20 protein-coding genes are annotated in these 26,088 nt (G+C 66.9%); 6 read left to right on the forward strand and 14 right to left on the reverse strand.

Features of this window, described 5'->3' with window-relative positions:
• Positions 1–2 precede the first annotated feature (2 nt).
• The 4 genes from HHL13_RS22095 to HHL13_RS22110 are packed head-to-tail and all read right to left on the reverse strand — an operon-like array spanning position 3 to position 9,138.
• Positions 3–3,950, reverse strand: a complete 3,948-nt coding sequence (locus HHL13_RS22095; protein WP_240953974.1) for a multiheme c-type cytochrome — start codon at positions 3,948–3,950, stop codon at positions 3–5.
• A 35-nt stretch (positions 3,951–3,985) separates the two neighbouring features.
• Positions 3,986–5,821: a hypothetical protein gene (locus HHL13_RS22100; RefSeq protein ID WP_169558132.1), complete on the reverse strand. Its 1,836-nt coding sequence runs from the start codon at positions 5,819–5,821 to the stop codon at positions 3,986–3,988.
• Between the two features lie 3 nt (positions 5,822–5,824).
• The gene (locus HHL13_RS22105) at positions 5,825–7,759 is read right to left on the reverse strand and encodes a heme-binding protein (RefSeq protein ID WP_169558133.1); all 1,935 of its coding nucleotides are present in this window, start codon (positions 7,757–7,759) and stop codon (positions 5,825–5,827) included.
• The gene (locus tag HHL13_RS22110) at positions 7,756–9,138 is read right to left on the reverse strand and encodes a multiheme c-type cytochrome (RefSeq protein ID WP_169558134.1); all 1,383 of its coding nucleotides are present in this window, start codon (positions 9,136–9,138) and stop codon (positions 7,756–7,758) included. The genes HHL13_RS22105 and HHL13_RS22110 overlap by 4 nt, the downstream gene beginning before the upstream one ends.
• Before the next feature lie 194 nt (positions 9,139–9,332).
• On the opposite strand from HHL13_RS22110, the gene gdhA reads away from it, so the two are divergent.
• Positions 9,333–10,688, forward strand: a complete 1,356-nt coding sequence (gene gdhA, locus HHL13_RS22115; RefSeq protein ID WP_169558135.1) for an NADP-specific glutamate dehydrogenase — start codon at positions 9,333–9,335, stop codon at positions 10,686–10,688.
• A gap of 3 nt (positions 10,689–10,691) precedes the next feature.
• Here the strand turns inward: gdhA and HHL13_RS22120 are convergent, their stop codons facing one another.
• The 5 genes from HHL13_RS22120 to HHL13_RS22140 form a co-directional block, all read right to left on the reverse strand.
• Entirely contained in the window at positions 10,692–11,627 is a 936-nt protein-coding gene (locus tag HHL13_RS22120) for a FecR domain-containing protein (RefSeq protein ID WP_169558136.1), read from the reverse strand.
• Between the two features lie 10 nt (positions 11,628–11,637).
• On the reverse strand, positions 11,638–12,906 hold the full coding sequence (locus tag HHL13_RS22125) for a hypothetical protein (protein ID WP_169558137.1): 1,269 nt from the start codon (positions 12,904–12,906) through the stop codon (positions 11,638–11,640).
• 80 nt (positions 12,907–12,986) lie between these two features.
• Positions 12,987–14,501: a serine protease gene (locus HHL13_RS22130; RefSeq protein ID WP_169558138.1), complete on the reverse strand. Its 1,515-nt coding sequence runs from the start codon at positions 14,499–14,501 to the stop codon at positions 12,987–12,989.
• 65 nt (positions 14,502–14,566) lie between these two features.
• Positions 14,567–16,120, reverse strand: a complete 1,554-nt coding sequence (locus HHL13_RS22135; RefSeq protein ID WP_169558139.1) for a hypothetical protein — start codon at positions 16,118–16,120, stop codon at positions 14,567–14,569.
• A gap of 41 nt (positions 16,121–16,161) precedes the next feature.
• The gene (locus HHL13_RS22140; protein ID WP_169558140.1) at positions 16,162–18,330 is read right to left on the reverse strand and encodes a primosomal protein N'; all 2,169 of its coding nucleotides are present in this window, start codon (positions 18,328–18,330) and stop codon (positions 16,162–16,164) included.
• Between the two features lie 70 nt (positions 18,331–18,400).
• Between HHL13_RS22140 and HHL13_RS22145 the strand changes: the two genes are divergently transcribed.
• Positions 18,401–18,844, forward strand: coding sequence for a hypothetical protein (locus HHL13_RS22145; protein WP_240953956.1), 444 nt, complete (start codon positions 18,401–18,403; stop codon positions 18,842–18,844).
• Positions 18,845–18,898: 54 nt separating this feature from the next.
• Here the strand turns inward: HHL13_RS22145 and HHL13_RS22150 are convergent, their stop codons facing one another.
• Positions 18,899–19,582, reverse strand: coding sequence for a DUF2490 domain-containing protein (locus HHL13_RS22150; RefSeq protein WP_169558141.1), 684 nt, complete (start codon positions 19,580–19,582; stop codon positions 18,899–18,901).
• Positions 19,583–19,693: 111 nt separating this feature from the next.
• On the opposite strand from HHL13_RS22150, the gene fsa reads away from it, so the two are divergent.
• The 3 genes from fsa (at position 19,694) to HHL13_RS22165 (ending at position 21,928) form a co-directional block, all read left to right on the forward strand.
• Positions 19,694–20,347 carry a fructose-6-phosphate aldolase gene (gene fsa / locus HHL13_RS22155; protein ID WP_169558142.1) on the forward strand — a complete coding sequence of 218 codons (654 nt, stop codon included), beginning with the start codon at positions 19,694–19,696 and terminating at the stop codon, positions 20,345–20,347.
• A gap of 162 nt (positions 20,348–20,509) precedes the next feature.
• Positions 20,510–21,400 (forward strand): tyrosine recombinase XerC, encoded by an 891-nt coding sequence (locus HHL13_RS22160; protein WP_169558143.1) that lies wholly within the window; start codon positions 20,510–20,512, stop codon positions 21,398–21,400.
• 45 nt (positions 21,401–21,445) lie between these two features.
• Positions 21,446–21,928, forward strand: a complete 483-nt coding sequence (locus tag HHL13_RS22165) for a GAF domain-containing protein (protein ID WP_169558144.1) — start codon at positions 21,446–21,448, stop codon at positions 21,926–21,928.
• Here the strand turns inward: HHL13_RS22165 and HHL13_RS22170 are convergent.
• The 4 genes from HHL13_RS22170 to rsmI are packed head-to-tail and all read right to left on the reverse strand — an operon-like array spanning position 21,925 to position 24,710.
• Positions 21,925–22,515, reverse strand: coding sequence for a DedA family protein (locus HHL13_RS22170; RefSeq protein WP_169558145.1), 591 nt, complete (start codon positions 22,513–22,515; stop codon positions 21,925–21,927). The genes HHL13_RS22165 and HHL13_RS22170 overlap by 4 nt on opposite strands.
• 7 nt (positions 22,516–22,522) lie before the next feature.
• On the reverse strand, positions 22,523–23,482 hold the full coding sequence (gene gshB, locus HHL13_RS22175) for a glutathione synthase (protein ID WP_169558146.1): 960 nt from the start codon (positions 23,480–23,482) through the stop codon (positions 22,523–22,525).
• A 44-nt stretch (positions 23,483–23,526) separates the two neighbouring features.
• On the reverse strand, positions 23,527–23,880 hold the full coding sequence (locus HHL13_RS22180) for a YraN family protein (RefSeq protein WP_169558147.1): 354 nt from the start codon (positions 23,878–23,880) through the stop codon (positions 23,527–23,529).
• Complete coding sequence (gene rsmI / locus HHL13_RS22185) at positions 23,877–24,710, reverse strand: 16S rRNA (cytidine(1402)-2'-O)-methyltransferase (RefSeq protein WP_169558148.1); 834 nt, start codon at positions 24,708–24,710, stop codon at positions 23,877–23,879. Before rsmI ends, HHL13_RS22180 begins: the two co-directional genes overlap by 4 nt.
• Positions 24,711–24,775: 65 nt before the next feature.
• Between rsmI and HHL13_RS22190 the strand changes: the two genes are divergently transcribed.
• Entirely contained in the window at positions 24,776–25,936 is a 1,161-nt protein-coding gene (locus HHL13_RS22190; RefSeq protein WP_169558149.1) for a penicillin-binding protein activator, read from the forward strand.
• Positions 25,937–26,088 lie beyond the last annotated feature (152 nt).

Genomic DNA, 26,088 nt, shown 5'->3' on the forward strand with positions numbered 1-26,088 from the left:
CTCTATCGTTTCGGACGCCATGACCGCATGTCGGGCGTATCGCTGACCTTGTAGGGCTTGCCGGCGCGATTGAGGAACATTCGTTCCATCTCGGGCCGGGTGAACGGACGCGAGCCGAGGCGGCCGAAGACCGCGATCTGGCCGCCGGTCTCGTCCACCGCGCGGTCGCGGTCGAGGCCCCGCGAGAGGGCGCGGGCGGGCGAGGGGGTGCGCGCCCAGGCGATCAGCTCGGGCACCGGGGCGGGCGAGAAGCCGTAGAAATTGGGCTGGGTCGCGGGGGACGTCAGCTGGATCACCTTCAGCCCGTTCCGCCCGTCCGCCACATAAGCGAAGAAGCTGGCGTTGGTCGCGCCGACGATCACGTCCGATGCGTCGTTGAGCTGTCCGCCGAACGTCTCCGCCTTCACCCATGCGGGCCGGGTCGGGTTGGTGACGTTGACGATCGTCAGGCCCTGCGCGCCGCCCGCGACATAGGCATAGGTGCGCGCGACATAGAGGCGGCGGGCGTCGGGCATGGCGATCAGGCCGGACGGGACGGCCACCGGATTGCGGAGGCTGGTCACGTCGAACAGCTCGACGCCCCTCGCGGTAGTGACCCAGAGGTAGCGGAACTGGATCGCGCTGGCGCGGGCGTCCTGCAGCGGGCGGACCGCGGCGAGTTTCGGCGCGAGCGGGTCGTGCAGGTCGACCACCACCAGCCCCGCGTTGGCGGTGATGTAGGCAATCTCGCCCGCCAGCACGATGTGCCGGGCGCCGTTCAGCACCCCGTTCGGGTTCCATGCCGGCGCCGCGCGCTTCAGGAAATTGTTGCGCAGCTCGCCATCGGCCATCGTGTTGATATCGACGAGGAACAGGCCTTCCTCGGCATCGGTGACGGCTGCGTAATTGTAGATCGGCAGGAAGGGCTGTTCCTGATTGGCTTCGCGCATCGCCTGCGTGTTGCGCAGCGGCGCGATCGGCTGGTTGGTGGGCAGCGCCATGCAGGTGGCGTTCCTCGATTCCACTCGCGTGTCCTGACCCAGCGAGGAATAGGGCGCGGTGACGATCGCGTCCGAGAAGCCCTTGTTGGCGACCGAGGCGACGTCATAGACGCGGAAGCCGCCGGGGCCCTCCGCCACATACATATATTCGCCGCGAAGCTGGAGGCAGCCGACCCTGCCGCCGGTATTCTGCACGACGTTGCGGAACATCTCCCGCGCGCCGGTCTCGCCCGATCCGCCCGGCCCGAAGGTGCCGCCGCGCGTCCAGTTCTTCAGCTCGCGCTTGTTCCGCTCGACATGGAGTTTCCACCAGTCGGGATAGGCATAGCGCTGGAGATACGATCCGATCACTGCCTGCGGCTCGTCCCATTCGGTTACGCGGACGGCTTCGAACCCGCCTTCCAGCCCGGTCCATGCGTGCAGGCCGACAAAGTTCACTTGCCCCGTGCCGAGCAGCAGCAACTGCGCCATGATCGCGTTGTTGTCGTCCTTCGCCGAGAGGTGGCAATCGCTGCATTGCTTGGTTTCGGTCGTGCGCACCGTGTGCGGGAAATGCGGGGCGAAGGCCTGGCTGGAAAAGCCGATCGAGCTGATCGGCGGCTGCTGGATATAGATGCGCTCGCGGTTGGCGTTGGTCGAAGAAAGGACCAGCGCGGAGGAGCTTCGCACCGGCGCGATCTGGTTGCCCTTGGTTCCCTGATGGCGGCCGATCTGGAACATCTCGTCGCGCGCGACCTGCGGGTTGTAGGTCGCGAAGTTGCGGGTCTCCTCGCCATTGAAGTGATGGGTCGAGGTCTTCCAGTTTGCTTCGATCGGCAAATGGCAGCCGCCGCAGCTGGTTGTCCAGCTCAGGTGGCAGGTGAAGCAGGCCATCTTGTGGTCGTTGTGCGCACGGTCGCTCAGCTCGACGCCGGGGCCGAAGGCGAAGCTGCCGTCGGTGCCGCCCGACCGGCTCATCAGCTTCGATCGCGCGGCCTTTTCGTTGAAATAGGGCGACGAGGGATCGACGCTGTTCCTGACGAGGTGGACGTCCCATTCGAGCTTGGGATCGACCAGCGATCGCTGGACCAGCTTGCGCCGTCCGCCGCCGTCATCGACCCACTCGAAGCGTCGCCGCCCATCGGGGTTGCGCAGCAGCTCCAGGTTCGATCCCTGCGGCCGCGCCGCCGGGCCGGAGGTGCGCAGCGTGGGGTAGGCGTCGGCGGTGCCGTGGCAGTCCTTGCACCCGATCTCGACTGCGTTGGCGACTTCGCCATAGATCAGCCCGTTACCGTGGCTGTCCTGCGCGAAATGGCAATCGACGCATTGCATCCCCTTCTCGGCATGGATGTCCATCAGATGGACGGCCTTGCCGGGATTGGTGCCGGGGGGCACGAACTTGCCTTCGCCCTTCTTGCGCCATTTCTCGGGATCGTCGGGACGGACGATATTGCCGTCCTTGTCGAGCAGATTGCCTTCGCGGTCGCGCTTGAAGATGCCGCGGAAGTTCCAGCCGTGGCTGTGATAATCCGCGAACTGCGTGTCCTTCAGCTTCGGATTGAGGTCGTACACGTTGCGCAGGAAATTCAGGTCGCCCCACAGGCCGCGCACCGCCGCGCCTTCGGGATTGCGCTCGAGGATCTCGTGCTGCTCGGCGATCGAGGGATATTTCTGCTTCTTCGGCCACATCGACGGGGCATCGGATTCATAGTCCCACATCGTGTAGCCTAGGTACGAGTTCAGGAAGATGTTGGGCTGGTGCAGGTGGCACGACATGCACTGGCTGGTCGGGATCGCGCGAGTGAAGGCATGGCGGATCGGGTGGCCGATTTCCTTCTCGCCGGGCTGGATCAGCGATCCGTGGTCGCCCTTGTCGCCATGATCGTCATGCTTTCCGCCCGCCTTTTGACGCTTGGCGGCGATGGTCGGATCGATCGTGGCGCTCTGTCCGTCGCGGCCGTACTGCGCATAGCCGAGGCTGTGGCGCGGCTCGCGATCGTTGGCGTAGATCACATGGCAGCCGGTGCAGCCCGATCCGCGATAGTCGCCCGGCTGGTCGTTGGTGCCCATGAACCACATCAGCGGATCGTTGAGCCGGGTCTTGTGGATGTTGAGGATCGGGATCGCCACGCGCAGGCCCGTGGCGGGGCCGCGATTGCTCTGCTTCAGGTCGGGGCGGCCGGGCTCCTCCAGCCGCTGGATCGAACCGGTCGGATTGGGCAGACCGACTTCGGCGAACTGGGTATTGTTGTTCCGCCCGCCGCGCTCGAACACGCGGAACACGTCGCCCGGCGGAATCACGTGCCAGGTCGGCAGCGGGTAGAGCTCGGCCAGCGCGCCGCGCGCTTTCTCCCTCGCCGTCGGATTGCCCGGCGGATCGCCCGCCGAGACGATCTTGGCCGGCTCGCCGGTGCGGGTATAGGCTTCGCCGAAGATATAGCTTTTGTACGGCGCGATGCCGTTATTATAGGCGGCACCACCCCACAGCATCGCACTCGACGCCATCAGCGAACGCTCGGCGGCTTCGATCACTTCCATATGGCACGCGCCGCAGCTTTCGCGGACAATGCGATAATCGCCGGGGTTCATGAATCGTATGAACTCGGGCGCTTCCTTGTTGAGCAACGTATAGCCGCGCGAGGGGTTGGCCGAACTCGGATAGCCCCAGCTCCTGGGATAACGTGGCAGGACATGCGCCTTTTCGCGCATCGCGACATAGCCGGGGTGCTCGAAGCCGAGGTCGGGATCGCCGCGCACACTGGCGTCGCCGCCGTGGCAATCGACGCAGCCGAGCTGGACCGCCGGGCTGGCGTGCATCGAGGGCTCGTCGGTTTTGGTGTGGCAGCTCATGCAGCCGTCCGACTTGGCTCGCACCATGTCCGGGGTCTGGCTGGCCGGGGCAGGCGGCGCGGTGACATAGGTCCGTGCGACCGGCTTCTCCTCGTCGCTGGCGCGCAGGATCGCGGCGGGCACGATCAGCGCCGCCAGCATCAGGCTGGCGAATAAGCCGAGACGCCCGGGCCGCATCAATAGCTCAGGATGACGTTGCCCAGGACCGAGTAATATTGCCGGTCCTGGCTGCGGTTGGTGAAGAGATCGCGAAAGCCGTCGCTGGGCATCAGCACCGCGCCCGAGACGCGGAACACGATATTCTGGGTCGCGAAGGGGCGGTAGATCGCAGCCGCGGACAGATCCCAGCCGATTTCGCTCGGGATGCTGCCTTCGTTGCGCAGCGCCTGCAGCGTGATCGTATCGTCGAAGGCAAGGCGATTGGCGTTGGTCGATAGGCGCAGGCCGGGCGTCAGGTCGAAATCCGCGCCCGCCCCGATCAGGAAGGTGCCGGGATTGTTGAAGTTCGACTGGCCCTGTTCCTTCGACGAACGGACCGAATTGAGCACGCCGTTGCGCCCGCTGAGCGACACCGCGCGGCCCCCGCCGGCGAAGGGGATCGACTGGCGAATCCAGTAGCTGGTGTCGGCGCCCGCGAAGACCGGATTCTCGAAGATCGCGTCGAACCCGGTTTCGGTATCGTCATAGGGATCGCGGTCGCCGGTCGCGTAGAGCGCCGAGACGCGGAAGCGCATCCAGTCGCGGTCGTAGCTCAGCTCGGTCGCGCCGAAGAATGCGCGGATCTCGGCCGGGCGGCTGGTGAAGATCGAATTGCGGTCCTCGCCCAGCGCGGCATAGGCGGACGCGGTGACGTTGATCCGTCCGATGCGCCCGTCGGCATTGTAGCCCAGATAGACCACATCGTAATCGCGCCCGCGCAGGTCGCCGATCAGCGCGGGGCGGACCGGGAGGCCGTTATCGTCGATCTCGACGTCATTGCCTTCGCGGTTGCGGTTATAGACGGCGGTCAGCTGGCTGGTCAGGCCGGGGATCAGGAAATCCTGACGATAGGCGTTGGCGACGAACACGAAATCGTCGCGCGGGCTGCGGACGACGCTGTTCAGCCCCGAATTGGTGTCCTTCTCCAGCCGCCAGAAGGCCGCGAGATTATACTGGAAGCGGTTGCCGTCGCGATTGCCGAACAGGCGGATGCCGAGCTGCTGATCGTTGAACAGGAAACCGCGAAAGTCGTTCTGGAACGGCTGGATGCCGACGCGGATCGAGTCGAAATCGTACCGGTCCGACACGTTGCGGATGTGATAGTCGACGAAGAACTCCTGGACGCCGAAGAAGCTGTCGGTGCGGCGGCTGGGGCGGCTGGGGCGGACGTCGAGCACGCGCCGCTCGGGCACGTTCACATGGCTGACATTGTAGGCGAAGGCGACGCGATACTCGATCTCGGGCGGCTTGAACGCGCCCGATCCCTTGGTGAGCGACGCGCCCGCGAGGAAGGTCTGCGAGAAGACGAAACTGCCCTGCGATCCGAAGAGGTCGAGGCTCTGCGGCCGTTCGGTGGTCTGGACGCCCACGGGGATGGGGAAGGTGCGCGGCTCAAGGACGGTGTCGCTGACCAGATTGACCGAGAAGAACCAGTCGTCGTGATGGATCGGCAGCCACGGCACCTTGGCGCGGTTGACCGGACGATCGCCCTTCAGCGTGTTCTGGTTGTACGGATCGCGCCAGTCCTCGCGCACCACGCCCAGCGTCTGGATCAGTCGCCAGCGATCGGGGATCGGGTAGGTGTCGGTCGGAAAGGCTTCGGGCGGCGGGGCGCGGACCGCGCCGGGATTGTCCTGCGTCACCCGGTCGGGAAGCTGGTTGCGGTAATCGGGGCGGCGGCGGCCGTCGATCGTCTCGCTGGGATCGGTAGGGGTGTCGCGCTTGTCGGTCTTCGGAGCGTCCTGAGGCGGCGCATCCTGGGGCGGAGCGTCCTGGAATGCCGCCATCGCCAGCAGGGTCAGGATCGCGCCCATCGCCTATAGCCCCGCGCACACATTCTGGGCGTTGGTGTCGAGGAAGGGCGCGAAGGGGCAGTTGACGTAGCGCAGCCGCGTCCCCCCGGGCATGGTCAGAGTGTCGGCGCGGATCGCGGCGGGCGCATTGCCGATGCCGCCGACGCGCAGCCCGGCGTTGCTCAGGCCCAGGAACGAGATCATGTCGTCCTGATCGATGCCGTCGCCCGAAACGCCGATCGCGCCGACCAGCGTGTTCCCGCGATAGATCGGGACCGATCCGGGAAAGATCTGGATGCCGTTCTGCACCCGGTTCCGGCCCGGCACGGCGTCGGGAACGAAGGTGCAGCGCTGCGGCGTATCCGTCAGGCTCGCGCCGGCGACGAAGCTCAGATGCTGGCCGAGATTGTTCAGCACCAGCGCCGATTGCAGCCCGGTGGAGAAGGGGTTGAACTGGGCGATTCCCCGCGAAAGCGGGCCGTTGGGCCGGCCGACCTCGCCGTCTGGTGCATAGGGGCGCGAGATGTTGCCGATCGACCGGTCGGCAAAGGCGCGCGTCCCCGTGAGCAGGTTCGGATCGGCGAAGAAGGTGCGCGCGGCGGGCACGAACGCGCGAACGTCCGCGCTCGGATCGGCGAGCAGCTGCGCCCCCGCCTGCGGATGGGAAAGGAAAGCGGCGGTGCGCGCCTTTTGCAGCGATACGTCCACGCCGAACATCGGTGCATCGGGTGAACGGACGATTCCGAGCACCGCGCCGGTCGTATCGACCAGACTGATGCTCACCTGCGCGCGGCTATCGAGCGGCTGGCGGATCTGCGCGCGGGCGCGGCTCATCACCGCGAACGCATCCTCCAGGATGGCGCGGGTCTCGGCGGCGGTCAGCAGGCCATCGGTTCCGGCGCTCACCGGATAGCGGTTCGCGCCCGATCCGTTGGTGAGGACGAAGGCGTCGCGGTTCGAGAATTCGCCCACGGTCGAGGCGCGCACGCCCGAGGCTTCGGTGCCATAGACCGCGCCGGGCAGGATCGCGGGGACGGCGGCGGTATAGCCGCGCACCGCGACGAGGGCACCCAGCGCAGGCGCGGTCGCGGCATAGGTCGCGGTGCCGTTCGTGACGAGCGCGGTGTACGCCATGTCCGAATAGCGCAGCGTCGTGCCGTCCACGCTGATCCGGTTGGCGCGGATCGTCTCGGGCGCTTCGAACCCGCGCGTGCCCGCCAGCGCGATCGCTTCCTCTGCGTCGGTGTCGATGTCGAGCACGTCGGTGTCGAAGCCATAGACGCCATCGGCCATCACCCCGATCCCGCCGACGACCACGCCATTCTTGTAGAGCGGGAAGCCGCCCGGATCGGCGGCAAGGCCCAGCGGCGAGCGTTTCGGCCCGATCTGCATGTCCGCGCCGAGCGAGCCGTAGCGCGCGTTCAGGTCCGAACAGGGCAATTGGCTGAACTGGACGCCGAACAGCGGACCGCTTTCCAGACCCGGCGTGGTCGGCGCGGGCGGGAAATGCTGCTGCACGATCATCGACGCGGTGCGCGTGGAAAAGGCATTGCCGCCCGAGGAGAGATACGCTCCGGTCAGCGCCTTGGCGATCGCGCCCGCTTCGGCGGGGATGGTCAGGTTCTGCGCGTCGATACTGGCGCCATTGGGTGCGGCGCTGGTGGTCGCACTGGCCGGGGCACCGGTCATCCGGAATATGGCGAGGATATTGCCTACCCGGTCGCTGACCGCGATCACCGCCGGGCGGCCGCGCTGGTTCGCTTCGGCGGCCGCGCGGGCGATGACGTTCTGCACGTCGGCGACGCTGAGGGTTTCGGGGCCGGGCACGGCGTAGAGGGTGCTGGTCGGCGCGGGGGCAGGGGCAGGTGCCGGGGAAGGCGTGGGCGTGCTCGTGCCACTGCCGCCGCACGCTTGCAGCAGCAGCGCACCGCCGGTCAGCAAGGCAATGCCCCGCTTCATCGCAGCGCCCGGATGCTGCGCACCGCGCTGCCCAGCGCCGCGCGGAATTCGCCGGGGCGGTAGCCATTGGGTTCCTTCACCGCGGCATAGGCGCGGTTGATGTCGGCGCGGATGCCGGCCGCGGCGCCGCGGGTAACACGGCCATGCTTGACCAGCGCGTTGAGCAGCGTGTCGATCGCCATCACCGACTGAACCGAACCCTGATAGTCGGTGAAGCGCGGCGCGCCGGCCGGGCCGGCAATGGCGTCGACGATGGCGAAGGCCATGTCGCCACCACCCGCACTTCCCCCCAGCGTGTTGGCGAGGGTCAGCGAAGTCGCGGCCAGCCTGCGCGACGCGGCGATGGCGGCGGCGCGGTCCACCCCCATCGCCTGATGGAAGGCGCGGACATCGGCGTCGAACCGCGATGCAAGGCCCGGCGCGGCGACCTTCGCGGCGGCCGAGAGCAGGATCATATTCTCGTCGTTGAACGGCGGCTGGGCGAAGGGGATCGGGCGGCCGGGATTGACCTCGAACGTCAGGCTGCGGTCCTCCTGGTCGAAGATCCGGCGGTGGCAGCTATGGCAATCGAAGAAGGTGAATTCGGGGAAGGCGCCCTCGGTACCGCGCCCGCTGGCGAACAAACTCATCTGGCGATTGACCGCCATCGCCTGACCCACCGCCCACATCCGCACGCTGTCGCTGCGGCCCTTGCGGCTGGCATAGTCGCCATCCTCGTCATGATGTTGTTGCAGCGTCGAGAACAGGTCGAGCTCGAACGAGATGCGCGGATGGCCAGCGGCCATCATCCGGTGGCTGACGAACTGGCCGGGCTTGCCGCTGCCCAGATGGCAATCGAGGCATACGCCCGCACGGGTCGCCGGACGGTCGAGCGCGGTCATCCCGCGCGCGACATTGTCCGCATGGCTGGCGCCCACGGCATAGTGCGACGCGATCCAGCCGCCCGCCGGGCCGTGGCAGCCTTCACAGCTTACCCCGTCACTGGTCAGGAACTTCGCCCCGCGCGCGCCATCGGCCGGGGTCGAGTGACAGCCAAGGCATGTCGGCTCGCTCGCTGGATCGCCCAGCTTCAGCGTCGCGGCGATGGCGCGCGAGCGGCGGCTGGAGAGGATCGCGAACGCGCGGCTGTGCGCGCCCGCCGGAGAGGAGCTTTCCTGCCACAGCTGGAGTTCGTCCTGCCGGACCACCGCGCCATCGGCTTCCATCCGCCCATGACAGGTCGATCCGGCGCAGCTCGCAACGCCTTCATAGCCCGGTGGCGCGGGTGGCGCGGCGGTGGCGGCAAAGCCGATCAGTGCGCTGGCAAAGGCGAACAGCAGCGCGGCGCACAGCATCGCCGCGCCGCTGCCCGATCCCTTCGCATGGCCCCCAAATCCCATCAGCGTTTCCCCACGCCGCTTTGTGGAAACAATCTGCCCGAAATGGCAGGTACGGGACAGGAGAAAGTTGCGTTAATTGCCGTGCCAGCAAGGGATTTCCGCGCGAGTATGGCCTGCGCGCCTCACGCGATTTCGAGCGCGAAACAAAATGGCGTAAGTCCCTCGATAATCAGCCGAGACTCGGGAGAGGGATCATGCCCAGTGGGGATCATGTCGACTTGCCGGCGTTCATGGAGGGCGTGAAGAAGCGCAATCCCGGTCAGGCCGAGTTTATTCAGGCGGTTCAGGAAGTTGCCGAGGATATCTTCGACTTCATCGCCGACAAGGATCAATATCATCACTATCAGATCCTGCGGCGCATCGCCGAGCCGGACCGGATCGTCAGCTTTCGCGTCTGCTGGGAGGACGACAACCACAATATCCGCGTCCAGCGCGGCTGGCGGGTGCAGAACAACAATGCGATCGGGCCGTACAAGGGCGGCATCCGCTTCCATCCCTCGGTCACCGAGAGCGTGCTGAAATTCCTCGCCTTCGAGCAGACTTTCAAGAATGCGCTGACCGGGTTGCCGATGGGCGGGGGCAAGGGCGGGTCGAACTTCAACCCCAAGGGCAAGAGCGATCACGAGGTGATGCGCTTCTGCCAGAGCTTCATGACCGAGCTGTACCGTCATGTCGGCGCCGACGTGGACGTGCCCGCGGGCGATATCGGCGTGGGCGGGCGCGAGATCGGCTATATGTTCGGCCAGTACAAGCGGATCACCAACAGCTTCGAAGGCGTGCTGACCGGCAAGGGCCTCGAATATGGCGGGTCGCTGATCCGCACCGAGGCGACCGGCTATGGCGCGGTCTATTTCCTCGCCAACATGCTCAAGGCGAAGGGCAATTCGCTGGAGGGTAAGCGCGCGGTGATCTCCGGGTCGGGGAATGTCGCGACGCATGCGGCGGAGAAGGTCGTTCAGCTCGGCGGCACGGTGCTGACGCTCAGCGACAGCGAGGGCTTCGTTCACGATCCCGCCGGGATCGGTCAGGAGAAGATCGACTGGGTAAAGACCCACAAGACGAAGCGGCGCGGGCGCATTTCGGACTATGCCGCGCAATTCCCCGGCGCCACCTTCCACGCCGGCATGCCGCCCTGGGGCGTGGCGTGCGACGTGGCGCTGCCCTGCGCGACCCAGAACGAGCTGCTGGGCATGGACGCTCGCGCGCTGGTCAATAATGGCTGCATTGCCGTGGCCGAAGGCGCGAACATGCCGACCAATCTGGAGGGCGTGCACGTCTTCAAGCAGGCCAGGATCCTGTTCGCGCCGGGCAAGGCGGCGAATGCGGGCGGCGTCGCGGTTTCAGGGCTGGAGATGAGCCAGAACAGCGAGCGTCGCGCCTGGAAGGAAGCGGAGCTGCAGCAGATGCTGGTCGACATCATGGACGGCATCCACAACCGCTGTCTCGAACATGGGCGGCAGGCCGATGGACATGTCGATTACGTCAAGGGCGCCAATATCGCGGGATTCAAGAAGGTGGCCGATGCGATGCTGGCGTTCGGCGTGGTCTGAGCCTCAGATCCGCGGCGGTACGACCGCGGGGCCGCCGGCCGGTCCGCCCGGGAACGGTGCGCTCGGCCCCTGACCTTGGCCCGGCGGGATGATGACGTCCTGACCGACGCCCGATCCCGATCGCGCCGGAAGCTGGCGAACGGCGGTCCCGAAATCGCCGGTGCGCCCGGTCACCGCATTGCTCGGCGCGGGGCTTTCCATCTGCTGCAGCGGATAGTTCGGATGGCGCAGCAGATCGGTCAGAATCGCCGAACCCTCGGCAGAGAGCCGGAAGGGGCCGATCGCCGGCTGGCCTTCGGCGGGCACGAATACCGCATAGCCTGCGGTCTCGACCGGCACGGTCGCGCCGCCGACGGTGACGTCGATCGCGCCGCGCGTCTCGCCGCCCTGTGCCGCCGCCCCAGGACCGCGCAGCAGGATCAGCGTCGCGGTTTCGGGATCGGCGGTGAAGGCCGGAAGGCCGGGCTGCGCCTCCGCGATGGCAATCGCGTCGTCGCCGATCACGCCTTCGACGATGGTGCCGCGAATGCCGATCGATGCGGTCGGCGTGCGGATGTTCGACGTGCCCGGTGCATTGTGGGTCGAGCGGCCGGACATGAAGCGGAACGCGCCTCGCGTCACGGTGACGCCGACCGAACTCGACTTGCGGCTGGGGTCATAGACGAAGCGGTCGACCTTGACCCGGGCGTTGGCGCCGACGGTGAAGGTGGTGCGGTCGAGCAGGAGCACCTGCAAACGGCTCGCCCGGCCGGTGGCGATATCGTTGCCCAGCGAGACGCGTTCGCGCAGCGCCGCCTTGTGCGGCGTGCGGTTCGCGTCGGTGGTCATGCGGACATCGTTCACCACCGCGGAGGTGACGCCGACATTCTGTGCGGCGGCGGGCATCGCGAGCAGCGCGGCGCCGGTGAGGAGGAAAGCGGAGAGCGTGCGATCAGCCATGATCCGTTCCTTAGTTGCCGAAGTTCCACACGAGGCGCAGTTCCGCCCCGGCGCTTTCGTAATTCCGGAAATTGCTGGCGTCGTTATACACCCGCCAGGTGTAGCTGACAGCCGCTTCGAGGTTCAGCCCGGTGGTCAGCACCGGCACGCCGACCGCGCCGCGCGTGTACCAGCGCAGTTCGTTGACCGGCACGAAGCCGATCTCGTCCTTGTACTCGGCGTAGCGGATCGTGCCGAAGGCGGAGAGATAGACGCCCGATCCGGACACGGTCTCGCGCAGCGAACCGAAGCCGCGCAGCCCCTGATAGCCGGTGCGCGCGGTCTCGGCGCTCTTGTTCTCATAGGCGATGCCGAACCAATAGCTGGTCGCCAGCCCGGAACGGCCCTGATAGTCGAGCGACACATCGATCCGCGTGCCGTCGCGCGAGAAGGCGGGCGTCGATCCCATATAGTCCTGATGGACCAGCTCGCCGTGGAGCGAGAGGCGGGCATCGCCTGCCAGAACGATCGCCAGTTCGGCCTCGCCGCCATATTCGGTCAGAAACGGATCGGACGAGATGATCGAATGCCCGCCGGTGACCCCGGCCGACAGCTCGAATCCATTGCCTTCGATGCCCAGCCCGAGCTGGGCGTCGCCCGTCTGAAAATTCAGGCTCGGTCCGCCAAGGTTGTTCTTGGTCGCGGCGCCTGCGCTGCCATAAGCGAAGGTGCGGGTGCCGACGGGAACGCGTCCCGCGACAAAGGCAGACCCGAAGAAGGACAGGCCGTCATCGGCCGGGATCGAGCCGGGCAGGTTGAACTGGACGAGCAGGGCATTGGCCAGATCGCTGTCATAGCTCAGGCCGAACGCCACTTCGCCGGTCAGCCCCTGACGCTCGCGCAGCGGTCCGGCGGGCGGGCGCTGCACTTCGCCGCACGCGGCCTGCACGCGGGACCAGTCGGCATCGCCGATATCGAGGCCGTCGACCTTGGCCAGCTCGCTCTGCGCCGTCTGCCGGTCGTCGAGCCGGCACAGCAGCCCCACATAATGGAGCCGGACTTTCGCGGTGTTGCCCTCGGGGTTGGTGAGCAGGGCGCGTTCGAGCGTCGCGGCCGCGCCCAGCAGGTCGCCTTCGCTTTCCTGCCGGTTCGCGAGTTCCAGCGCGTCGGCGGGCGTGAGCGAGCGTTCGATCAGGATGTCGAGCTCGGCTTCGGAGGATTGCTGGGCCAGGGCGGGTGTAGCCGCGCACAGCGCCAGTCCCAGTACCGCCAGCGTGCGGAATGAACGGCCAGTGTTCATCGATTCCCCCTTGCCGCACTATCGTACGGCAAATCTTCTGTGTCTGGAACGTTTCCGCAGGTCAACCGCGCCGCGGCGGATTATTGCGAAGATGTGCAGCTATAGACGAGCTTCTCGTTATAGACCGCCGGCAGCGCCGCCTTGATCTCCTGCTGCCGCGTGGCCAGCTGGCCGCGCGCGGCCTGATCGTTCGAGCAGACCTTCAGCGTGACGCCGGCGCGAAGCTGGCGTGCGCGCGTCATCTGATCGGACGACAGGAGATAGCGGGTGTTGGTGTAGGTCCGCGTCGCCGGATCGAAATCGAGCACGGAAACGGTGGCTTCCTCGTTGGGCACCAGGATGCGCTGCCAGTGCTTGCCGTCCTCGGCATATTGCGTCTTGCCGTTGATGCAGCCGTCCTCGCCCAGGTCGAGATTGACCGTTTCGGTCGTGGAAACGGTGACGCGGCTGCGCTTGGGATCGAGGGTGCAGACCAGCTTGCCGGTGACGGCCTGATCGGGAAGCGCCGCGCCGCTGTCCGCCCTTACCGGAATGGCGACGATCTTGGACGGGTCGAATTGCGGGCGCGTGAAGAACAGGGTGGCCGAAGCGATGAACAGCACCCCGCCGCCCACCGCGACCCAGATCGCTTCGCGCTGCTGGCCGCGCGACACCAGCAGGCCCGCGCCCCCGAGGCAGAGACCGCCCAGCACCAGCAGGACAGCAGCGGCAGCCATATAATTCTCGCGCGATGATTCGCTGTTGGCGCGCGCCTGATCGAGTGCGGCTTCGCGTTCGGTCGCAGCCTTGGCGGCAGCGGCGCGCTCGGCATCTTCGGCGGCGATGCGCGCCTGCTCGTCGGCATTGCGATCCTGCGCCATCCGCTCCTCGACGCTGACGCAGGGAACCGCGACCGATGCGAAGCTCTGTTTGGCCTCGGTCAGGAAGTTCGCCAGTTCGGTGCTGGAAATGGCGAAGGCGAAATTGGCGTCGCCGGATTCGCTGTTGGTGATCGCGACATTGACGCCCAGCACGCGGCCGCACCTGTCGAGCAGCGGCCCGCCCGAATTGCCCCGGGCGATATTGGCGGTGTGGAGCAGCATCGAGGTGCCGCGAAGGTTGCGCAGACCGGCGAACCCGCCCTGAGAGCGGACCGGCGACATCGGCGTGATGAAATCCTTCGCGCTCTGCGCGGTGGCGACGTCGACATTGCCCGGATAGCCGAGCGCGACCATCGATTCGCCTTCGGCCGGGCTGCCCTTGAAGATCGCCAGCGGGGGCAGTCGCGCACCGGTGAACTCGATCAGCGCCAGATCGCGATCGCGGTCGATGCGGATCAGCCGGCCCTGAAACGACTTGCTGCCTTCGGAGGGGACCACGCCGATCACGACATTGTCGGGATAGCGCTCGGCCAGTTCGACGACATGCGCGTTGGTGACGATCCGGTTGGGGCCGACCGCGAAGCCGCTGCCGTGGCCGAACCCGACCACATCGTCGCCGACCACGGCGATGGTGACGATGCGGACCACGCCGCGTCCGGACGCCGAAATGTCGTCGGCCTGCGCCGGGGACATCCAGGCGAGAAGCAGAGCGAACAACAGAAGCAACCGGCGCATCATTCACCCCACGCGAACACGCGTCAGGCTTTCGGCGAAAACCGGCACGGGTTCAAGGTGGGGGATTACTTATCGGGCGCGGTGCCTGCCTTCGGAGGCGGGTTCTGCGCCGATCCCGCGCCGGTCGCCACGTCCTTCTGCGCCGCCTTGGTGTCGCCCGCATCGATTTCCGCGATCACTTTCGCCGCCTGCGCCGCAAGCTCGCCGCTGTGCGGATCCTGGAGCATCGGGACGAGCAGCGCGCGCGCCACCTCGGGCTTGCCGTCGTCGAGGAACATCGCCGCGACCTGGAACCGCAGCCCCCGGTCCTGCGGCACCAGCTCATAGGCGCGGTACAGCCCGTCCCTGGCGACGGCCGGCGCGGCCTGTCCGGCATCGACGAAGCTGCGATAATAGAGGATCAGCACCTCGGGATTGTCGGGATCGACCTTGTTCGCGGCGACCAGCGTCTTGCGGATCGCGCTCCAGGTCTCGCGCTTGTAATCCTTGTTCTTCTCGGCGATCGCCATCTGGGTCAGCGCCTTGTAGATCAGCGCCTGCATCGATGCGGGGTCCACCGCCAGCGCGCGTTCCGCCGCGGCCAGCGCGCCCTCGTAATCCTGCGCGTCATAGGCCGTTTCGGCGAGCACGCCCTGTGCTGCCGGATCGTTCGGATAGGGCGCGGCGGCCTTCTTCGCGGCGGCATAGACGCGCGGCGCGGTTTTCTCGTCGACGCCGCGGTCCGAGCGGATCCGCACCGGCATGGTCGCCGCTTCGCCTTCGGTGAGGGGGCGGATCCGGATCGGGCCGAGCTTGATCGCGCTGGCGGGAACGGTGCGGCCCGAGAGCGAGGGCTTTTTGAGATAGCGGTCGAGCTCGCGGTTCAGCACGCGCAGGTCGCCGAACTCGGTCATCGCCTCGCTCGCGGGCTTACCGGCGTTGATCGCCCGGATATATTTGCCGAGCTGCCCCGAGCGGCTCGGCTCGAAGGTGAAATAATGGGTCAGCAGCCAGCTGCGCCCGTACAGCGAATCGGTCTGCTGGTCGGTCATCTTGCCCAGATTGCCGCCCAGGATGCGTTCGAGCGGAAGCGGATTGCCGCTCAGCAGGCCCCATGCCCGGTAATTGGGCGCATAGCCGAACGTTACCGAGCCATCGTGCTGGATCTGCGCGGTGGCGTGGAATTCCGCCCAGCCTTCGACCAGCCAGGCCGGGAAGGCGGCGTTGGCGAACTCGCTCATCATCAGGTGATGGGTATATTCGTGGAACAGGATCGTCTGGGCGTTGAGATCGAAAGTGTCGGTGCCCGAGACCCGCGGGACGAACGCCACCGATCCGCTGGCCCGCCCCGAATAGAAGCCCGCGACCATCGAATCGCCGGCCAGTTCGCCTACCGCGTCGGTTGATCCGAGCACGAAGATGGTGAGCCTTGCGGCCGGGGCGACGGGATCGTTCTTCCAGCCGCGCAGCCCGCGCATCGCCAGGTCGAACCGCTCGAGCGTCTCGGCGAATTTCTGGAGCCTTTCCGGGCGATCCTTCGAATAGATCACGAAATGATCGGTGCTTGCCTCATGCCATTGGGCGTGCGCGACGCCCGGCAGCATGACGAGCAGCAGCAACACGAGAATCTTGCGAACCATCAGACAGAGCCCCCTCTTCGGGACCAGCCTAAGGGGCGATCTCAGACGAAGCTATAGGGATCAACATCCACAGTGACGCGAACCCTGGACGACCATGTCAGGCCGCCCAGCCAGTCGCGGATCATGTCCTGCACGTCGAACGCGCGGCGGGCATGGACCAGCAGGCGGAAACGGTGGCGCCCGCGCAGCATCGCCAGCGGGGCGGGGGCAGGGCCATAGACCATCACTTCGTCCAGCTTGGGGGCGCTGCGGCCGATCAGGCGCGCGGTTTCCTCCGCCGCTCCCTTGTCCTCGGAGCTGACGATGATCGCGGCATAGCGGCCGAAGGGCGGGGCGTCGGCGTCGCGCCGCGCCTCGGTCTCGGCGGCGTAGAAGCTCTCGGCATCGCCCGAGATCAGCGCCTGCATCACCGGCGCGTCGGGGGCGTGGGTCTGGATATAGACCGTCCCCGGCTTCTCCCCGCGCCCGGCGCGGCCGGAGACCTGCATGATCTGCTGAAAGGTTCGCTCCGACGCGCGCAGATCGCCGCCATCCAGTCCCAGATCCGCATCGACCACGCCCACCAATGTGAGGTTGGGGAAATGATACCCCTTGGTCACCAGCTGCGTGCCCACGACGATATCGATATCGCCATGCTCCATCCGCTGCACGAACTCGGCGGCCTTGGCCGGGGACCAGATCGTGTCCGACGTGACGACCGCGATCCGGGCATCGGGCCACAGCGCCTTTGCTTCGTCGGCGATCCGCTCGACGCCGGGGCCGCAGGCGACCAGCGAGTCCTCGGTTTCGCATTCGGGGCAGATTTCGGGCGTTGGGTGCGTGTGTCCGCAATGATGGCAGGTCAGGCGGCGGATCAGCCGGTGTTCGACCATCCACGCCGTGCAATTGGGGCACTGGAAGCGGTGGCCGCAATGCCGGCACAGCGTCAGCGGGGCATAGCCGCGGCGGTTGAGGAACAGCAGGGCCTGTTCCTTGCGCTCCAGCGCGGCGTCGATCGCGAGGACGAGGCGCGGCGCGAGCCAGCGGCCGCGCTCGGGCGGTTCGGCGATCAGGTCGATCGCTTCGATCTCGGGCAGTTCCGCCTTGCCGTACCGGCCGGGCAACTTGAGCTCCTCGTACCGGCCCAGCTCGACCATGTTGCGTGTCTCGATCGCCGGCGTCGCCGAAGCGAGGATGACGGGACATTCCTCGAACTTGCCGCGCATCACCGCCACGTCGCGGGCGTGGTAGTGGACGCCCTCTTCCTGCTTGAAGCTGGTCTCATGCGCTTCGTCGACCACGATCAGGCCCAGATTGGGATAAGGCAGGAACAGTGCCGATCGCGCACCCACGGTCACCATCGCCTCGCCCTTGGCGATGGCCCGCCACGCCCGGCGGCGCTGCGAAGTGCGCAGGCCCGAATGCCACGCGACCGGCTGGGTCCCGAAGCGCTGGGTGAAGCGCGTCAGGAACGGCTCGGTCAGCGCGATTTCGGGCAGCAGGACCAGCGTCTGCTTGCCCGATGAAAGCGCTGCGGCGATCGCCTCGAAATAGACTTCGGTCTTGCCGGAGCCGGTGACGCCATCGAGCAGGAAGGGCTGGAAGGTCTCCGCGCCCACCGCCTGCCGCAGGATGCTGGCGACATCGGCCTGGACCGGGTTGAGGTCCGGCGGGGCATGGTTGGGATCGGGCACCGGATAGGGGCTGTCGGTATCGACCGTCACCGGCTCGATCGCGCCGATCTTCACCAGCCCCCGGATCACGGCTTCCGAAACGTCGGCGATGGTCGCCAGTTCGCGCACCAGCCCCTGCCGCTCGCCGATCCGCTCCAGCGCCTGTGCGCGCTGCGGGGTGAGGCGATCCGGAACCACGCCGGTCGGGCGATATTCGACGATGGTCGGCGCGCTTTCGAACGCCGCCGAGGACGACAACGCCATGCGCAGCACCCCCGCCAGCGGCGCAAGATAATAGTTGGCGGTCCATTCGACGAGGCGGCGCACGGGCGCGGGGACGGGCGGCGCATCGACCGCGCTCATCAGGTTGCGCAGCCGGTTGTCGCCGATTTCCTCGGTCGGCAGCCGCTCGGCTTCCCACACCACCCCGGCATAGGGGCGCGGGCCGATGGGAGCGATGACGATCGAACCCGGCTCGACATGCATCCCCGCCGGCACGCGATAATCGAGCGGACCGAGCGCAGGGTGGAGAACGATGACGCGGGCGCGCGAAGACATGACGCCTCATATGGGCATTTCGGCGTGCGGGGGAATGGCGTATCGCTGCCCGCGACCAAGGAGACTCCCGATGATGCTGCTCGCCGCCCTGTTGTTGCTTGCCCAGGATGCGCCCTGCACCGCGACCGACGCGAACCTGCCCGCGCCGCTGGCCGGATGGGCCGCGCCGGGCGAAGGCTTCGTCGTCGGCAAGGCGGTGACGGTGACGGCGGCGGACGCGGCGTCGATCAAGGGCCTGCCCGCCGGCGCCAAGCCGGGCGGCGCGGCGATGATCGGCTTTCGGGTGGAGAAGGCCGGCAGCTATGGCATCGCGCTCGATCAGGGCGGCTGGATCGATGTGATCCCGGGTGCCGTGGGCGGCGAGCCGCTCAAGTCGGTGAAGCATGGCCACGGCCCGGCCTGCTCGTCGATCCGCAAGATCGTGCGCTTCGATCTCCAGCCGGGGCTTTACCGGGTGACGCTCACTGGCCTCAGCAAGCCGCAGGCGCGCGTGATGCTGGTCGCGCCGGAGTAAGGGCGTCCGGCGCCGATGGTTGCGCCACCTTCAGATCCGGCGCTGATCCCGGCGTCAGTCGCCGATCCCGGAAATATCGCCGGCGTTGAAGTTCAGCGTCAGCGTCAGCGCATGGTCCATCTGGTCGCTGCGGCCGCCCCGGCCGAAGCGATACTGGTTGAGATAGCCGATCTCGCCGCGCAACTGGCCGCCCAGCGGCACCGACAGGCCCACCGCGTTGCGCATCCGCTCATATCCGCGCCGTTGGCCGTAATCGGTGTCGTTGAAGTTGATATAATGTTCCTGCGTGGCGAACAGCTTCAGCCCGCCTTTGCTCAGCGGCGTCTCGAAGCCCAACCGCGGTCGCACGCGGAAACCGATCTCCGGCGCGGTGTTGTTGAAGCGCTGTTCGAAGCGCAGCCGGGCGTTGAAGCCGCTGCCCAGCGGCACCATCACCATCTGGCGCAGCCGCTCCTCATTTGGCAGCGTCACGCCCTTGTTCCAGTCCTCGACATGGCGATAGCCGAAGCTCAGTTCGATCCCGCTCGAAAGCGTGTGGGTGTAGAGGATGCCGGCCTCGGCATGGTTCAGCCCTTCGGCCGCGTCGCCGAAACGGATGATACCCTCCAGCGTCACCTTCTCGTCGCTGCCGATGGTGAAGGATCCGTTGGTCTGGAACCAGAGCTGCTCGTCGGTCTGCTGCGCAAGCGCGGGCAGGGGAGCGAGGATCAGGGGTAAGCCAAGATAGATGCTGCGCAAGGGAAGGCTCCGGCTGTGCGTGTGCGTCGAGGGGGCTATAGAGGGGTGCGATTCGCGCGGTCTGTAACAGAACCGTCACGAAAGTCCTGTGTTCCCGCCTTCGGAGGCTCCATGAAATTCTTCGCTGACACCGCCGACACCAACGACATCCGCGATCTTGCCGCGACCGGACTGCTCGATGGCGTGACCACCAACCCCTCGCTGATCCACAAGGCGGGCCGCGATTTCCTCGAAGTGGTCGCCGAGATTTGCCAGATCGTCGATGGTCCGGTCTCCGCCGAAGTCGTCGCGCTCGATTACGAAGGCATGATGCGCGAGGCCGAAGTGGTCCGCAAGATCGCCGACAACATCGCGGTGAAGGTGCCGCTGACGATCGACGGCCTGAAGACCTGCAAGTCGCTGACCGACGACGGCACGATGGTCAACGTCACCCTGTGCTTCTCGGCCAACCAGGCGCTGCTGGCGGCAAAGGCCGGCGCGACCTTCATATCGCCCTTCGTCGGCCGCCACGATGACAACGGTTTCGACGGCATGCAGCTGATCGGCGACATCCGTCTGATCTATGACAATTACGCCTTCGACACCGAAATCCTCGTCGCTTCGGTCCGCCACCCGATCCACGTGCTCGAAGCCGCCAAGATCGGCGCCGACGTGATGACCGCGCCCCCTTCGGTGATCCGCCAGCTGGTCAAGCACCCGCTGACCGACAAGGGCATCGAAGGCTTCCTCGCCGACTGGGCGAAGACGGGCCAGAAGATCGGCTGACCCCAAAACTCCTCCCCGGAACGGGGAGGGGACCGCCGCGAAGCGGTGGTGGAGGGGCCGCCGACACAGACGGCGGTGTCGCTATCCTCTGGGGGTGTCCCGCCGTGCTTCGCCCGGCGGCCCCCCTCGCCGTGCCGGGGAGGAATTGGTAAGACGCCTGCCGTGACCCTCCCGCTCCCAACCCTCTACGCCCATCACCTGTCCCGCGACCGGCGGCGTTCGGCACACACGGTGCGGGCCTATCAGGCGACCGCGGAGCGGCTGATCGCCTTCCTCCAGTCGCATTGGGGCGGGGAAGCCAACCGCGAGGCGCTGGCCAAGGTCTCCGCCGCCGATCTGCGCGCCTTCCTTGCCTTTCGCCGCGGCGAGGGGCTGGCCAACACTTCCGCCGCGCGTGAGCTGTCGGCAGTGCGCGGGTTCCTCAAATGGACCGTCGGCGACGCCGCCGAACTGCCCCGGCTGAAGGGACCCCGCGTCAAGAAGGGCGTGCCGCGCCCGATCGCGCCGCACGAAGCGGTGGCGCTGGCCGAAATGGTAGCCGAGGAACCCGACGAACCGTGGATCGGCGCGCGCAACTGGGCGGTGCTGTTGCTGCTCTACGGTGCGGGCCTGCGTATCGGCGAGGCAGTGGGCCTGACCGGTGCGATCCTGCCGCTCGGCGCGACGATGAGCGTCACCGGCAAGCGCGACAAGACCCGGATCGTGCCCCTGCTTCCGCAAGTGAAGGCCGCGATCGAGGCCTATGCGGCGATCAGCCCGTGGGGCGTGGCGCGCGACGCGCCGCTGTTCCGGGGTGCGAAGGGCGGGCCGTTGCCGGCGGGAGCGATCCGCAAGTCGGTGCGCTCGGCCCGCGCCGCGCTCGGCCTGTCCGACCGCACCACGCCGCACGCGCTGCGCCACAGTTTCGCGACGCATCTGCTCGGCCGCGGGGCCGATCTGCGCGCGCTGCAGGAGTTGCTGGGCCATGCCAGCCTGAGTTCGACCCAGATCTACACTGCGGTCGACGCCGCGCATCTGCTCGATGTGTACCGCAACGCCCACCCAAGGGCATGATCTTTCCGGGTTTTATGTTATTCGGGTAGCCGGAAGGGGGCCCCAATGATCGATCCATATGCCGCAGACGTCGCAGCGGTTCAGCGTATTCCCGAAGTCGAGGCGATGCTTGAGGATGTGTGCCGGGCGACCGGCATGGGCTTCGCCGCCATCGCGCGCGTGACCGCCGACCGGTGGATCGCATGTCAGCTGCTCGACAAGATCGAGTTCGGCCTGAAGCCGGGGGACGAGCTGAAGATCAAGACCACGATCTGCGACGAGATCCGTGTCAGCGGGCAGGGCGTGTTCATCGATCATGTCGGCGCCAATGACGCGTGGCGCACCCATCACACGCCGGCGATGTATGGCTTCGAAAGCTATATCTCGATCCCGATCCTGCTGGCCGATGGCAGCTTTTTCGGCACGCTGTGCGCGATCGATCCCTCGCCCCGCGAAGTCAGCCTGCGCGATCTGGTGCCGCTGTTCGAGAAATATGCCGGGGAGATCGCGGCCCGGCTCGACGCGATGCGGATCGAAGTCCGCGCCTAGCGCTGGCTGCGTGGTTTCCAGGTCAGGACGCGCCATACATAGAGCCCGATCACGGCCACGATGATCGCGGTCACGACCGGGGCGATCCAGTGATCGATCGTCTCGAAATTGGTGCCCAGCCAGAAGCCCACGCCGACCAGCATCGTGTTCCAGATCGCGCTGCCGATGGTGGTATAGACGATGAAGCGCCAGCGCGGCATCTGGAGCAGGCCCGCGGGAATCGAGATCACCGTCCGGCCGATCGGCATGAAACGGAACACCAGCACGGTGATCCCGCCCCAGCGATCGAAGAAGCCGCGCAGCTTCTCGACATCCTCCCAGTCCATCGTCAGCCAGCGGCCCCAGCGATCGACCGCGGGCTTGAGCCGCTGATAGCCGAAGCGCAGCCCGATCTCGTACCAGAACAGATTGCCGAAGATGCAGCCCAGCGTGCCGACCAGCACGAGCAGGGTGAAGTCCATCTTGCCCTGGCCCGCGGCGATCCCGCCCAGGCTCATGATCACTTCGGAAGGGACGGGCGGGATCACATTTTCCAGCACCATCAGCAGGAAGATGCCGAGATAACCCCAGTCGAGCCAGTTGGTCATTCGTCGATCAGTTCGTCCGCTCGGCGACGCGGCGCTCGATCGCGTCCCAGATCACTGCGCCGGTATCGGTGCCGTTGAACCTGTCGATCGCGACGATGCCGGTGGGCGACGTGACGTTGATCTCGGTCAGCCACTCGCCGCCGATCACGTCGATACCGACGAACAGCAGCCCGCGCTTCTTCAGCTCCGGCCCCAGCACGTCGCAGATTTCCTGCTCGCGCGCGGTCAGCTCGGTCTTGGCCGCGGTGCCGCCGACCGCGAGGTTCGAGCGGATCTCGCCTTCGCCCGGCACGCGATTGACCGCGCCCGCCACCACACCGTCGACCAGCACGATCCGCTTGTCGCCCGCCGCCACGCTGGGGAGGAAGGCCTGCACCATATGCGGCTCGCGATAGGCGGTGTTGAACACTTCGATCAGCGACGAGAGGTTGGCGCCGTCGCTGTCGATCTTGAAGATCGCCTTGCCGCCATTTCCGTGGAGCGGCTTCACCACGATTGCGCCATGTTCCGCCAGAAACTCGCGCGCCTCGTCCACGCTGCGGGTGATCAGGGTCGGCGGCATGAACTGCGCATAGTCCAGCACGAACACCTTTTCGGGCGCGTTGCGGACATTGGCGGGGTCGTTCACGACCAGCGTCTTGTGCGCGATCCGCTCGAGAAGGTGGGTGGCGGTGATATAGCCGAGATCGAAGGGCGGATCCTGTCGCATCAGGATCACATCGGCTTCGTCGCCCAGATCGAGCTTCACCGGATCGCCGAAGCTGAAGTGATTGCCTTCGACCCGCTGAACGGTGACCGGGTGCGCCCTGGTCCAGACCTTGCCGTCCGAATAGTTCAGGTCCTCGGGCGCATAGTGGAACAGCTTGTGCCCGCGCGCCTGCGCCGAGAGCATCAGCGCGAAGGTCGAATCGCCAGCGATGTTGATCGCGTCGAGCGGGTCCATCTGCACGGCAATATTGAGCGACATTCGGCCTCCTGAGAACATACCTGTAGGTGACTTATTCGAGTAAGTCACCCCATCCAGGCGTTCTCGATATGGCGAGGCAGCGCGCCGGGGGCAATGAGGATCACGTCGACGCGAATATCGTCGCCCGGCCCGGCATATTTCGGCATCAGATATTCGGCAGCCGCGGCCACGCGCGAGAGGCGGCGTTCGTCGATCGCCCAGTCGAGTTCGGCTTGCGTGGCGCGCGTCTTCACTTCGATGAACGCGACCAGCGCTCCCCTGCGCGCGACCAGATCGACTTCGCCCGCAGGCGTGCGGACGCGCTTGTCGAGGATCTTCCACCCGCGCAGCCACAACCACCACGCCGCGCGCCGCTCCCCGTCGCGCCCGCGCGTCTCGGCGGCGCGGCGGTCCCTCAATCCTTCAGTTCCATCGCTCGCGCGTACAGCTCGCGCCGGTCGAGTCCGAGCTTCTTCGCGACTTCGCCCGCTGCCTTGGAGGCGGGCAGCCGGGTCAGCGCCTCGCGCAGCGCGGAATCGGCATCCGCCTCGGTCGCCGGCGCAGCTTCGCCCGGAGGGGCCACCACCACCACGATCTCCCCCTTGGGCGGCGAATCGGCATAGCGGGCGGCGAGTTCGATGAGGCTGCCGGTCACGCATTCCTCGAACTTCTTGGTGATCTCGCGCGCCACCGCGGCTTCGCGGTCGCCAAGCCCTTCGGCCAGCGCGGCGAGGCAGGCGGACAGGCGCGGACCCGATTCGTAAAAGACCAACGTCGCGCGGACCGATGCGATCTCCGCGATCGCCTGTGCGCGGGCCTGTTGCTTCGAGGGCAGGAAGCCCATGAACAGGAAGCGGTCGGTCGGCAGCCCCGCCAGCGTCAGCGCCGCGATTCCCGCGCAGGGGCCGGGAATCGTCGTCACCTGATGACCCGCGGCGCGGGCGTCACGCACCAGCTTGAAGCCGGGATCGGAGATCAGCGGCGTCCCCGCATCGCTCACCAGCGCCACGGCTTCGCTCGCCATCCGCGCGACCAGGCCGGGCCGGACGGCATCGGCATTATGGTCGTGATAGGGGAGCATTTTCCCCTTCGCGCCGAGGTGCCGAAAAAGTCCCGCTGTCACACGGCTGTCCTCGACAGCAACCACATCCGCGTTCAGGAGTATTTGTGAAGCGCGCGGAGACAGGTCGCCGAGATTGCCGATCGGGGTCGCGACGATATAGAGGCCGGGCGTAAGAATAGAGTTCATCGGGGAGAGTCATGGCAGACCGGAACGCAAATCGACAGGGCTTTGGCTCTCGGGGCCTCCTTGGGATGCTGCGCTGGACCGTGGTCGGCGCGGCGCTGTTCATCAGTGCGTGCGCCACCGGCCCGCGGGTGATCCCGCAGGGCGAGCGTCCCCCCGTGGTCGAGGTGCCGCGCGACCGGCCCGCCGATCGCCCGATCCAGCCCGGCTTGCCGCAGGACGTGGCGCGTCATCGCGTTGCGCTGCTCGTGCCGCTGACGGGTCCGAATGCTGGCGTCGGCAAGTCGCTGGAGAATGCGACCCAGCTCGCGATCCTCGACACCAACGCCGACAATATCCGCATCACCACCTACGACACGTCCACCGGCGCTGCGGAAGCTGCCCGGCGCGCCATCGCCGACGGCAACAAGCTGATCCTCGGGCCGCTGCTGGCCGAGGAAGCCCGCGAAGTCGCGCCGCTGGCCCGCGCCGCGCGCGTGCCGGTGCTCAGCTTCTCGAACGACACCAATGTCGCCGGCGGCGGCACCTTCCTGCTCGGCTATTCGCCGGCCCAGTCGATCGAGCGCGTGGTCGGTTACGCCCGCACCAGCGGCATCACCCAGTTCGCGGGTCTCGTACCCGGTGGCCTTTATGGCGAGCGTTCGTCGACCGCGTTCCTGCGCGCCGTCGAAGGCGCCGGGGGCACGGTGACGGTGATGGAAACCTATGACGGGCGTCCCGGTTCGATGACCACCGCGCTCGCGAAGATCAACCGCCAGCCCTATCAGGCGATCCTGATCGCGGGCACCGGCGCGAATGGCGTCACCGCCGTGCCGATCATCCGTCGCGCGCCCAACGGCAAGACCGCGCGCATCCTCGGCACCGAGCTGTGGAACACCGATTCGGGCATCGGTTCGAACGCGGTGCTCAACGGTGCCTGGTTCGCCAGCGTGCCGGACAATTATTACCGCCAATACGCCACCAAATATCGCGGCCGCTTCGGTGCGGCGCCGTATCGCATGTCGACGCTCGGCTATGATGCCGTGCTGCTCACCGTGCGCATGGCGCGTGACTGGAAGCCGGGCAGCGAGTTCCCGATCCGCGAACTGACCTCGCGCAGCTTCGCCGGGCTGGACGGCGCCTTCCGTTTCGGCCGCGACGGCGTGGCCGAACGCGCGCTGGAAGTGCAGGAAGTCCGCGCCGGGCAGGTGGTGACGGTGTCGGCCGCACCTGCGACGGTAGGCGACTGAAGCCGGATTGGCATTCAGCCTGTCCGGCAGCCTACCCGGTCGGCGACGGTCGATTGCGGCTTGCAATGTAGGATTTCGGCTGCTTGCCTGGGCAGGCTTGGGGGACGCCCCACCGCTCTTTGACTCGTCCGAACCATCGTTTTTTGCGGGAG

Source organism: Sphingomonas sp. G-3-2-10 (assembly GCF_012927115.1).
In the GTDB taxonomy this organism is placed as follows: domain Bacteria; phylum Pseudomonadota; class Alphaproteobacteria; order Sphingomonadales; family Sphingomonadaceae; genus Sphingomonas.

Excerpts from the sequence above, each read along its gene's own strand:
- HHL13_RS22095 (WP_240953974.1), bottom strand. The coding sequence starts at position 3,950 with ATGCTGGCGGCGCTGATCGTGCCCGCCGCGATCCTGCGCGCCAGCGAC.
- HHL13_RS22100 (WP_169558132.1), bottom strand. The coding sequence starts at position 5,821 with ATGGGCGCGATCCTGACCCTGCTGGCGATGGCGGCATTCCAGGACGCT.
- HHL13_RS22105 (WP_169558133.1), bottom strand. The coding sequence starts at position 7,759 with ATGAAGCGGGGCATTGCCTTGCTGACCGGCGGTGCGCTGCTGCTGCAA.
- HHL13_RS22110 (WP_169558134.1), bottom strand. The coding sequence starts at position 9,138 with ATGGGATTTGGGGGCCATGCGAAGGGATCGGGCAGCGGCGCGGCGATG.
- gdhA (WP_169558135.1), top strand. The coding sequence starts at position 9,333 with ATGCCCAGTGGGGATCATGTCGACTTGCCGGCGTTCATGGAGGGCGTG.
- HHL13_RS22120 (WP_169558136.1), bottom strand. The coding sequence starts at position 11,627 with ATGGCTGATCGCACGCTCTCCGCTTTCCTCCTCACCGGCGCCGCGCTG.
- HHL13_RS22125 (WP_169558137.1), bottom strand. The coding sequence starts at position 12,906 with ATGAACACTGGCCGTTCATTCCGCACGCTGGCGGTACTGGGACTGGCG.
- HHL13_RS22130 (WP_169558138.1), bottom strand. The coding sequence starts at position 14,501 with ATGCGCCGGTTGCTTCTGTTGTTCGCTCTGCTTCTCGCCTGGATGTCC.
- HHL13_RS22135 (WP_169558139.1), bottom strand. The coding sequence starts at position 16,120 with ATGGTTCGCAAGATTCTCGTGTTGCTGCTGCTCGTCATGCTGCCGGGC.
- HHL13_RS22140 (WP_169558140.1), bottom strand. The coding sequence starts at position 18,330 with ATGTCTTCGCGCGCCCGCGTCATCGTTCTCCACCCTGCGCTCGGTCCG.
- HHL13_RS22145 (WP_240953956.1), top strand. The coding sequence starts at position 18,401 with ATGATGCTGCTCGCCGCCCTGTTGTTGCTTGCCCAGGATGCGCCCTGC.
- fsa (WP_169558142.1), top strand. The coding sequence starts at position 19,694 with ATGAAATTCTTCGCTGACACCGCCGACACCAACGACATCCGCGATCTT.
- HHL13_RS22165 (WP_169558144.1), top strand. The coding sequence starts at position 21,446 with ATGATCGATCCATATGCCGCAGACGTCGCAGCGGTTCAGCGTATTCCC.
- HHL13_RS22170 (WP_169558145.1), bottom strand. The coding sequence starts at position 22,515 with ATGACCAACTGGCTCGACTGGGGTTATCTCGGCATCTTCCTGCTGATG.
- gshB (WP_169558146.1), bottom strand. The coding sequence starts at position 23,482 with ATGTCGCTCAATATTGCCGTGCAGATGGACCCGCTCGACGCGATCAAC.
- rsmI (WP_169558148.1), bottom strand. The coding sequence starts at position 24,710 with ATGAACTCTATTCTTACGCCCGGCCTCTATATCGTCGCGACCCCGATC.
- HHL13_RS22190 (WP_169558149.1), top strand. The coding sequence starts at position 24,776 with ATGCTGCGCTGGACCGTGGTCGGCGCGGCGCTGTTCATCAGTGCGTGC.